Genomic DNA, 310 nt, shown 5'->3' with positions numbered 1-310 from the left:
AACGACCGCTCCAGGGTCGCGCCAGAGAGGCCGACGCGGAGGAGGTCAGCTCCGAGGCCTCCGTCGACGTCGAACGAGAAGGAGGAGTCGACCAACGGGCCGAAGGCGTAGACCGCCCCGAAATCGTCGCCCCGGCCCAAGTCGACTTCCACCGTTCTGCTCACTCCGGCGGTCTGGGTCTCGACGTAATACTCGAACTGGTCGTCACCCCCACCCAGCCTGAGGCGGACCGCGTCGAAATCGCCGGGCGAGAGCACGTGGAAGTCGCCGTTGACCTGGAGGAGGAAAGAGTCGTCGAACTCGGCGATCT

The 310-nt window shown here is 65.8% G+C and carries 1 protein-coding gene; it reads right to left on the bottom strand.

The genetic code is table 11. The features are described 5' to 3' along the window. The coding region (locus tag G6O68_RS32210; protein WP_165253860.1) for a hypothetical protein at positions 1–310 on the bottom strand (310 nt) is incomplete at both ends.

Origin of the sequence: Paludisphaera soli, from assembly GCF_011064595.1 — a bacterium.
Classification (GTDB): domain Bacteria; phylum Planctomycetota; class Planctomycetia; order Isosphaerales; family Isosphaeraceae; genus Paludisphaera; species Paludisphaera soli.
This window is presented reverse-complemented; position numbering and strand designations above follow the sequence as displayed.